The organism is Anoxybacillus sp. LAT27, from assembly GCF_022030075.1.
GTDB lineage: Bacteria > Bacillota > Bacilli > Bacillales > Anoxybacillaceae > Anoxybacillus > Anoxybacillus kestanbolensis.
On sequence record NZ_JAIWYK010000084.1, the window covers coordinates 1 to 7,629 of the forward strand.

Annotated in this window: 12 protein-coding genes; 4 read left to right on the forward strand and 8 right to left on the reverse strand. The window is 40.0% G+C overall.

Annotated features, from left to right (window positions below):
- Nucleotides 1-78: 78 nt before the first annotated feature.
- The gene (locus LD028_RS08545; protein ID WP_237810772.1) at nucleotides 79-375 is read left to right on the forward strand and encodes a YuzC family spore coat inner layer protein; all 297 of its coding nucleotides are present in this window, start codon (nucleotides 79-81) and stop codon (nucleotides 373-375) included.
- On the opposite strand, the gene LD028_RS08550 is transcribed toward LD028_RS08545, so the two are convergent.
- A complete protein-coding gene (locus tag LD028_RS08550) occupies nucleotides 363-512 on the reverse strand; it encodes a hypothetical protein (protein WP_237810773.1) in 150 nt (49 codons plus the stop codon). The two genes, LD028_RS08545 and LD028_RS08550, sit on opposite strands and share 13 nt — an antisense overlap.
- 111 nt (nucleotides 513-623) lie before the next feature.
- Between LD028_RS08550 and LD028_RS08555 the strand changes: the two genes are divergently transcribed.
- Nucleotides 624-1,208, forward strand: coding sequence for a biotin transporter BioY (locus LD028_RS08555; RefSeq protein WP_237810774.1), 585 nt, complete (start codon nucleotides 624-626; stop codon nucleotides 1,206-1,208).
- 20 nt (nucleotides 1,209-1,228) lie between these two features.
- On the opposite strand, the gene LD028_RS08560 is transcribed toward LD028_RS08555, so the two are convergent.
- The 4 genes from LD028_RS08560 to LD028_RS08575 form a co-directional block, all read right to left on the reverse strand.
- Entirely contained in the window at nucleotides 1,229-1,930 is a 702-nt protein-coding gene (locus tag LD028_RS08560; protein WP_237810775.1) for a 3D domain-containing protein, read from the reverse strand.
- An 89-nt stretch (nucleotides 1,931-2,019) separates the two neighbouring features.
- Nucleotides 2,020-2,343 carry a YuiB family protein gene (locus LD028_RS08565; RefSeq protein WP_035020626.1) on the reverse strand — a complete coding sequence of 108 codons (324 nt, stop codon included), beginning with the start codon at nucleotides 2,341-2,343 and terminating at the stop codon, nucleotides 2,020-2,022.
- Nucleotides 2,344-2,399: 56 nt separating this feature from the next.
- The gene (locus tag LD028_RS08570; RefSeq protein WP_006322188.1) at nucleotides 2,400-2,528 is read right to left on the reverse strand and encodes a YuiA family protein; all 129 of its coding nucleotides are present in this window, start codon (nucleotides 2,526-2,528) and stop codon (nucleotides 2,400-2,402) included.
- A 93-nt stretch (nucleotides 2,529-2,621) separates the two neighbouring features.
- A complete protein-coding gene (locus LD028_RS08575; protein ID WP_237810721.1) occupies nucleotides 2,622-3,848 on the reverse strand; it encodes an NAD(P)/FAD-dependent oxidoreductase in 1,227 nt (408 codons plus the stop codon).
- Between the two features lie 293 nt (nucleotides 3,849-4,141).
- Between LD028_RS08575 and LD028_RS08580 the strand changes: the two genes are divergently transcribed.
- Nucleotides 4,142-5,137 carry an NAD(P)/FAD-dependent oxidoreductase gene (locus LD028_RS08580; protein ID WP_237810720.1) on the forward strand — a complete coding sequence of 332 codons (996 nt, stop codon included), beginning with the start codon at nucleotides 4,142-4,144 and terminating at the stop codon, nucleotides 5,135-5,137.
- A gap of 15 nt (nucleotides 5,138-5,152) precedes the next feature.
- Here LD028_RS08580 and LD028_RS08585 read toward each other — a convergent pair whose 3' ends face one another.
- The 3 genes from LD028_RS08585 to dapF are packed head-to-tail and all read right to left on the reverse strand — an operon-like array spanning nucleotide 5,153 to nucleotide 6,725.
- A complete protein-coding gene (locus LD028_RS08585; RefSeq protein WP_237810719.1) occupies nucleotides 5,153-5,485 on the reverse strand; it encodes a LapA family protein in 333 nt (110 codons plus the stop codon).
- Nucleotides 5,486-5,491: 6 nt separating this feature from the next.
- Nucleotides 5,492-5,854 (reverse strand): HesB/IscA family protein, encoded by a 363-nt coding sequence (locus LD028_RS08590; RefSeq protein ID WP_077429584.1) that lies wholly within the window; start codon nucleotides 5,852-5,854, stop codon nucleotides 5,492-5,494.
- 16 nt (nucleotides 5,855-5,870) lie between these two features.
- Nucleotides 5,871-6,725 carry a diaminopimelate epimerase gene (gene dapF, locus LD028_RS08595; protein ID WP_077429583.1) on the reverse strand — a complete coding sequence of 285 codons (855 nt, stop codon included), beginning with the start codon at nucleotides 6,723-6,725 and terminating at the stop codon, nucleotides 5,871-5,873.
- 146 nt (nucleotides 6,726-6,871) lie between these two features.
- On the opposite strand from dapF, the gene LD028_RS08600 reads away from it, so the two are divergent.
- The gene (locus LD028_RS08600; protein WP_237810718.1) at nucleotides 6,872-7,555 is read left to right on the forward strand and encodes a DUF2225 domain-containing protein; all 684 of its coding nucleotides are present in this window, start codon (nucleotides 6,872-6,874) and stop codon (nucleotides 7,553-7,555) included.
- Nucleotides 7,556-7,629: the final 74 nt, after the last annotated feature.

The window sequence follows — 7,629 nt, forward strand, 5'->3', positions numbered from 1 at the left end:
TGTCGAAAAAATTTTTTTGGCACCCCTATGATGCCAAGAAACCTTGATATATCAACATTTCTAGAGGGAGGGAGAACGATGTATCCAAACGTCGATATTACACAATTTACACAATCGGCAAAAGCGATCCAAAAACTTTTTAAAGACGCAACAGCTATTTCCTCAAAAATTGCGAACGATCCTGTTTTTGCGAAAAAATTGATGGAGAAAGCTCAACAATCGAAACAAGAAGAAGTACAAAAACAACTCCAATCGATTAGTATTGAATCTGAAATAAACATTTCTTTTAATCCAAATACGATTCATATAACGCTTTCTCCAAAAAAAGGCGAGTCGCCTTGTTGCCAACTCACCTTTCTTCTTTACTGGCGATAATTCGGTTCCGCCATTTGTTTCTCACCAATATGGGCTGCGTCGCGCAAATCATATCCATCATCTGTTTCACTTACATGAATGATATCTTCTTTTGCTCCCAACCGATTTGCGCGAAGCAATTGTTCTTCTTCTCTCATTATGATCCCCTCCGTATTGTTATGTTGTGCAAACGACTATCACTTATGTATTGACATTTTTTGTTTTATCATATACCATTTCGTTAACGAATAAAAAAAGGAGGTTAACAAATGCGCGCAAAAGACTTAACATTTATCGCTATGTTTGCAGCATTAATGGCGATCGGTGCAAACATTACATCATGGGCCCCGTTTCTCGTCATTGGTGGCGTTCCGATTACGTTGCAAACATTTTTTTGTGTACTAGCTGGTGCCATTCTTGGCGCAAAGCGTGGCGCAATGGCCATGACGGTTTACATGTTGATCGGGCTATTTGGTGCGCCTGTTTTTGCACGTTTTAGCGGAGGATTTTCAACTGTCATTGCCCCAACATTTGGATTTATTCTTTCTTTTATTCTTGCAGCATACGTAACTGGCCTACTGATCGAAAAAAGTACAAATCGTTCGATCGCACGTTTTATTACTGCCACAATCATCGGTATGGTCATTAACTATGTTGTCGGTACAAACTGGATGTATGCAGCATTTAAATTATGGGCTGAAGCACCAGAAGGTTTCTCGTACGCGATGGCATGGAGCTGGATGCTCGTTCCACTTCCAAAAGACATCATTTTATCCATCGTCGCTGGTATCATCGCACCGCGTATTTATAAAGCATTAAACCAACATCAATCATATAACAAATACGTTGCATAACGAAGAAAAAGGAAGTTCGGTTATAGCCCGACTTCCTTTTTCTTTATATATTGTTGTCGAAACACTTGCATCGATTCGTTTTCGTTCAGTGCTATCATCTCTTGCTCCGATAATGTCCCATCTCCGCGTTTGACGACATATACATTCACTTTTTTCTTCCCCCAATGTTTATACACATCATCTACTGTTTCGTAATACAAATCAATTTTATGACCTTTAATCGCTGACCCTGTATCCGCAACAACACCATATCCATATCCTGGGATAAATAAAATCGTCCCGATTGGAAAAATTCTCAAATCAGCTGCGATTGTTGAATACAAATCACGTTTTACACGTACACCCGAATATGTAATGCCATAACTCGGGTGATCGGGCGTTTTTCCTGTTGACTCCACTCCCGCTGTATATCCTGTCGCTACAACTGTGACAGAAGGATATCGTGACCAGTCAAACGCTTCTTCTAGCGTCAACGATTCGTTTGTCGTCTGCTGTGACGAGAGTTGAGTCACTTGTTTTTCGTGTTTACGAAAACGATCAGCTACGTACTCATACGTATCTGATGAAAATAATGATTTAAACGAGAAAAAAGAAAAACGTGAAGGTGAAAACCAATCAGATAACATTTTCGCTTCAACGCCCGATATCGATTGAAATGTCGTCATGAACGCGCACAAAAACAATACAACCATGGTCGACCGTCTTAACCATTTTATACCCATTTATTCACTCCTCCCACGGTTGTATTTCTTTCCAACATTCAAAAAAAATATACATTAGCTACAAAAAAAACCTCCACGATTGTGAAGGCTTAAAACATCCGATATCCTTTTTTTCTCAGCGTCTGGATAACGACACCTGAGACAATAGCACCAACAATACCGCTACTTAAAATAATTAAATCGGCGCTTGCTAATGATTCGATTCGCTCTTTCACATGGGCGAGCGAAGCGGATGGACTTGTCACGTAGTCCATTACAGAAATTTGATCAATCCACAATAATAAAACAAATGGACTTAATATCGCCATCGTCCACGTCGTCCGCAAAATCATATTTAATAAAAACCCGATACCGAAAAATAAAACGAAAAACAATAAAACAGAAATGAATAAAACCGGGATGCTCATCTCCATACGTTTCACCTCCAATACACCATTTTTAGTGTACTGAAAGCGAAAACATCAGTCAATTATTGCTTCATGACTACTTCATCTTTCGCTACACCTGTTCCCTCACAATAATGGCATGTTTCAGACCCACCAACCGCAACATGAACATAACCGTTTCCTGCACAATATTGACACGTTGTCTTATTCATAATCCCTCTCCTTTTTCTTAATTTTCTGATAATTATATATAAAAATCAATGATTTGTAAAGGAAAAACGAGCGAAAAATTTCTTCGCTCGTTTTTATAGTAATTTAAATTTTCCTTTTTTCGCAACGAGTGTTGGGCCACCGATTAAGTAAAGGGCACGGTTGTCAATCACTTTTTTCATCACACTCGCCTTTGTGCCCCAAATTTTCTTACCGAACACAACCCCGATGGCATCATCGTGACCAAGCGAACATACCGTTCCTTTTAAGTCTGGTTTAAACGGCTGTAGTTCACCCTGTCCACGAATTAATACAGCTAAGTTTTTCGCGCAAACTTCCCCTTGTTGCATTGCAATTTGGGCAGTTGGCGGGTATGGACGGTTCGTTTCTTCGTTAATGATTAACGCACAGTCCCCGACAACAAATACATCTTCATGTCCTGGGGCACGCAAGAAAGGATCGACTTTGACACGACCTCGCATCGCTTCAAAGCCCGATTCGTCAATGACGCGACTTCCACGTACTCCAGCCGCCCATACAACTGTTCCTGCTTTAATTTCTTCAACTTGGTCATCTTTGCTAACAATAATACCTTCTGGCGTACATTCTTTAATCGCTGTCCCAATTTTAAATTCGACACCTTTTTTCTCAAGCACATTTACCGCATATTCAACAAGTTCTGGGTCAAAGCCCGGAAGAACTGTAGGCGCTGCCTCCACGCAAATGATACGCACTTTATTTGGATCCACATCATACTCACGGCAAAGTTCTGGCACGCGGTTTACGAGCTCCCCTAAAAATTCGATACCTGTAAACCCTGCACCACCAACTACAATCGTCAAACGCTCATCGCGTTTTTCCTCTTCTGTGCTATATGTCGCAAACTGATACTCAATATGTTCGCGAATTTGGCGAGCCGCGTTAACGTTGGCAATTGAAAAAGCATACTCTTTTAGTCCTTTAATGCCAAACGTTTCAGATTCAAATCCAAGCGCAACAACTAAATAATCATATGTTAACGGCTCATGATTTTGAAGCAGCACTTCCTTTTGCTCAAGGTTGATTTTTTCAACCGTATCTTGAATGAATTTCACTTTGCTTTGGTCGATGACGTCAGCAATCGCATAGCGAACGCGCTCATGATGTAACGTTCCTGCTGCCGCCTCATGCAACCAAGTTGACTCGTAATGATAATCATGTTTGTTGACAAGCGTAATGCTTGCTTCGTTGACGCCAATCATTTTTTGTAAACGCGTCACTGTCATCAATCCACCATAACCTGCACCTAATACAACAACATTTGGCTTCTTCAAGCGAATCACTTCCACCTTTTCTTATTTTTTTTAGCTTGCGCTTTTTGAACGATTTTTATCGTTTAGAAAGTTTGTGAATTTATTCACGAAATAGACCAAAAAAATACAACGTTTTGTAACAAAGTTGTCATTTCTACGTTAACATCTTATTCTTTTTTTCTCTCTTTTTCAAGAGTTATTTGTTCAATTTTTAGTCATAATTTTTGTCGAGTTCATGTCGAAATTTTCAAAACAACAAAAGCGTTTACCCATTTTTTATGGTATGATAATACATGAAAATTTGCGTTTTAGGAGGAATGAACGTGAAAGAAGATCAAAAATTATACGATATTACCATTATCGGCGGTGGACCTGTCGGCTTATTTACAGCGTTTTACGGCGGCATGCGTCAAGCGAGCGTCAAAATTATCGAGAGTCTTCCGCAACTCGGTGGACAACTTTCTGCACTTTACCCTGAAAAATACATATATGACGTAGCGGGCTTCCCGAAAATTCGCGCCCAACAACTCATTGACAACTTGAAAGAACAAATGAGCAAATTTAACCCGACCGTTTGCTTAGAACAGTCTGTCGAGAAGTTAGAAAAATTGGAAGATGGGACATTTAAACTAACGACAAATAAAGAAATTCATTATTCAAAAGCGGTCATCATTACTGCTGGAAACGGTGCATTTCAGCCTCGGCGTTTAGAGCTCGAAAGCGCGACACAATATGAAGGTAAAAACTTACATTACTTCATTGACGATTTGAATAAATTTGCAGGTCAAAATGTGCTTGTATGCGGTGGTGGTGACTCTGCAGTTGACTGGGCGCTTATGCTTGAACCGATTGCTAAAAAAGTAACGATCGTGCATCGACGCGATAAATTCCGCGCTCACGAACATAGCGTTGAAAATTTAATGAACTCATCCGTTGATGTAAAAACACCGTTCGTTCCTGTCGAATTGATTGGAGATGAAAACGGTATCAAACAAGTCGTTTTAGAAGAAGTAAAAACAAAAACGCGTGAAACGATTGACGTTGACGCAGTCATTGTTAACTACGGCTTCATTTCTTCCCTTGGCCCAATTAAAGAATGGGGATTAGAGATTGAGAAAAACTCGATTAAAGTAAATTCCAAAATGGAAACAAACATTCCAGGGGTATATGCGGCCGGCGATATTTGCACATACGAAGGAAAAGTGAAATTAATTGCTTGCGGATTTGGTGAAGCACCAACAGCAGTTAACAATGCGAAGTCATACATCGATCCAAACGCAAAAGTACAACCACTTCATTCTACATCGATGTTTGAGTAATTCGAAGCCCCTCTCTTAAGGGAGGGGCTTCGAATGATCATTTTCATTCGTCACATTTTCAATCGTAGTAGCTACTTCCTCCTCCGGTAAAGAGGCTCGCAACTGCTCCATTTCTTTTTCTAACTTTTTTGTATAATTTCGCATCTTTACAAACTTCCATCCACCAACAAGAAAAACGATGAGAGCCCCCAGTGTAACAGAGCCTAATATGACAATCACTAATGGTGTCTCAAAATAGCCGACGATATAATTCACTTCTACATTTTGAATATTTGCGATAGAAAATAGCGCCACTAGCAATGCAAATATAAGCCCTAAAATAATATTTCTTTGTCCTTTCACATTCATCCCTCCCTAACATTCCTCTGGAGTACCAGCATGAGTCGCTGTACGGAACGATGAACCGCAACCACATGAAGCAATAGCGTTCGGATTATGAATCGTAAATCCGCCCCCCATCGCTCCTTGTTCATAATCAATCGTCGTTCCTTTTAATACAAGTGCACTTTCTTTATCGACTAATATGCGCAAACCGTCTTTCTCAAACTCATGATCATCTTCACGTTTGTTGTGATCAAATCCCATCGCATAAGATAATCCACTACATCCCCCACCATACACACCGACACGAAAATAAGCGTTTTCTTCTCCGCTTTCTTTCATCATCTGTTTCACTTGCTTCACTGCTTTTTCGGTTAACAAAACGATTTGTTCCATTCGATATCACTCCTTTTTAATAGTAGTATACACCTGTACAAATAGTTTCAGCTGCCCCTCGCATCAACACATCACCATTTTCTTTCCACGTAATGTACAAATCTCCACCAGCTAAATGGACAACAATTTCTTCGTTTCGCTTCGTTTTTCCGTTTAATACGGATGCCACAACCGCTGCACAAGCCCCTGTACCACATGCTTGCGTCACACCGGAACCTCTCTCCCACACACGAAAATGAAGTTCGCGGTCGTTCACCACTTCTACAAACTCTACATTAATTCCTTCTGGAAAACGCTCATCTTTTTCAACAATCGGTCCAAGAGAAGTGACGGGAGCATCCTCGATTTGATCCACATAAAACACAGCATGAGGATTCCCCATCGATACACCTGTCATATAATACGTATGCCCTTCAAATTCGATCGGTTCACTAACGACAATATCATCCTCTTTTCCTATCATCGGTATTTCAACACGAGATAAACGAGGTTTTCCCATATTTACTTCTACACTATTGACCTTCCCATCTTCAACAAACACACGAGCTTCTACAAGACCTGATAACGTTTCAATGAGAAACTGTTCCTCCTGAACAATTCCGTGTTCATATGCATATTTCGCTACACACCTCAACCCGTTGCCACAGTTTTTTCCTTCCGATCCATCGCTATTAAAAATACGCATTTTCACTGGAGCTACATCGGACGGACAAATTAAAATAAGCCCATCTGAACCAATTCCCGTATGCACATTTGACACACGTTTTGCAATATGTGATAGCTCCTCCTCTGCTAAATGCTCTGTAAACATATTGACATAAATATAGCTATTCCCTAAGCCGTGCATTTTCGCAAATGAAAAATGTCTCATATTGTCCCTCCGCGTATCCGTTTAATAAAACTATACATCGTCATCATAACCGTGACAACTTTTTTTACAAATACATAAAAAGTCACAGGCAACACGAACATCGTATAGTATAATATGACTATCAACTATACGAGGTAGGGAACATAATGGATGTCTTATACGATCGTACCGTTACATGTCTTGTTTGCAAACAAACATATACAACGAAAAAAGTTCGTTCACGTTTCATTCGCCCAATCCAACACGACACTGACTTTTGTTCATATTATGCAAACGAAGAAGCGAATCCGTTTTTATATTACGTCCATGTTTGTCCACACTGTGGATTTGCGGCAACAGAGGAATTTTCAACATATTTCCCACCACAAACATTGGAAACAATCCAACAAAATATTTGCGCCAATTGGCGTGGGAAAAACTACGGTAGGGCGCGAACATTTGCTGAAGCGATTGATACATATAAACTCGGCATTTATTCTGCCACATTGAAAAAAGAAAAACATATTGCACTTGCTGGACTTTATATGCGTCTCGCATGGTTGCATCGTTCAAAACAACAACATGAAGAAGAACAGCGGTTCATGCGCCTAGCACTTGAACAGTATATCGCTTCTTATGAAACGGATGATTTTATTCATACACATATGTCGGAAGTGCGTTTATTGTATTTAATCGGCGAATTGTACCGCAGGCTAGGAAAAGAAAAACAAGCGATTATTTACTTTTCACGTGTGATTGCACGAAAAAAAGAAACAATTGAAAAAGGAATCGTCAACATGGCTTACGACCGTTGGCAAGAAATTCGTGAAGAAAAAAAGGGGGCACAATAGCCCCCTCAGACTGTTGACAAAATGGTTGGAAGACACCTGTCTTTCAAACATTTTGTTCCATTTTGGCATTTGTC

Excerpts from the sequence above, each read along its gene's own strand:
- LD028_RS08545 (WP_237810772.1), top strand. The coding sequence starts at position 79 with ATGTATCCAAACGTCGATATTACACAATTTACACAATCGGCAAAAGCG.
- LD028_RS08550 (WP_237810773.1), bottom strand. The coding sequence starts at position 512 with ATGAGAGAAGAAGAACAATTGCTTCGCGCAAATCGGTTGGGAGCAAAA.
- LD028_RS08555 (WP_237810774.1), top strand. The coding sequence starts at position 624 with ATGCGCGCAAAAGACTTAACATTTATCGCTATGTTTGCAGCATTAATG.
- LD028_RS08560 (WP_237810775.1), bottom strand. The coding sequence starts at position 1,930 with ATGGGTATAAAATGGTTAAGACGGTCGACCATGGTTGTATTGTTTTTG.
- LD028_RS08565 (WP_035020626.1), bottom strand. The coding sequence starts at position 2,343 with ATGGAGATGAGCATCCCGGTTTTATTCATTTCTGTTTTATTGTTTTTC.
- LD028_RS08570 (WP_006322188.1), bottom strand. The coding sequence starts at position 2,528 with ATGAATAAGACAACGTGTCAATATTGTGCAGGAAACGGTTATGTTCAT.
- LD028_RS08585 (WP_237810719.1), bottom strand. The coding sequence starts at position 5,485 with ATGAATGTGAAAGGACAAAGAAATATTATTTTAGGGCTTATATTTGCA.
- LD028_RS08590 (WP_077429584.1), bottom strand. The coding sequence starts at position 5,854 with ATGGAACAAATCGTTTTGTTAACCGAAAAAGCAGTGAAGCAAGTGAAA.
- dapF (WP_077429583.1), bottom strand. The coding sequence starts at position 6,725 with ATGAGACATTTTTCATTTGCGAAAATGCACGGCTTAGGGAATAGCTAT.
- LD028_RS08600 (WP_237810718.1), top strand. The coding sequence starts at position 6,872 with ATGGATGTCTTATACGATCGTACCGTTACATGTCTTGTTTGCAAACAA.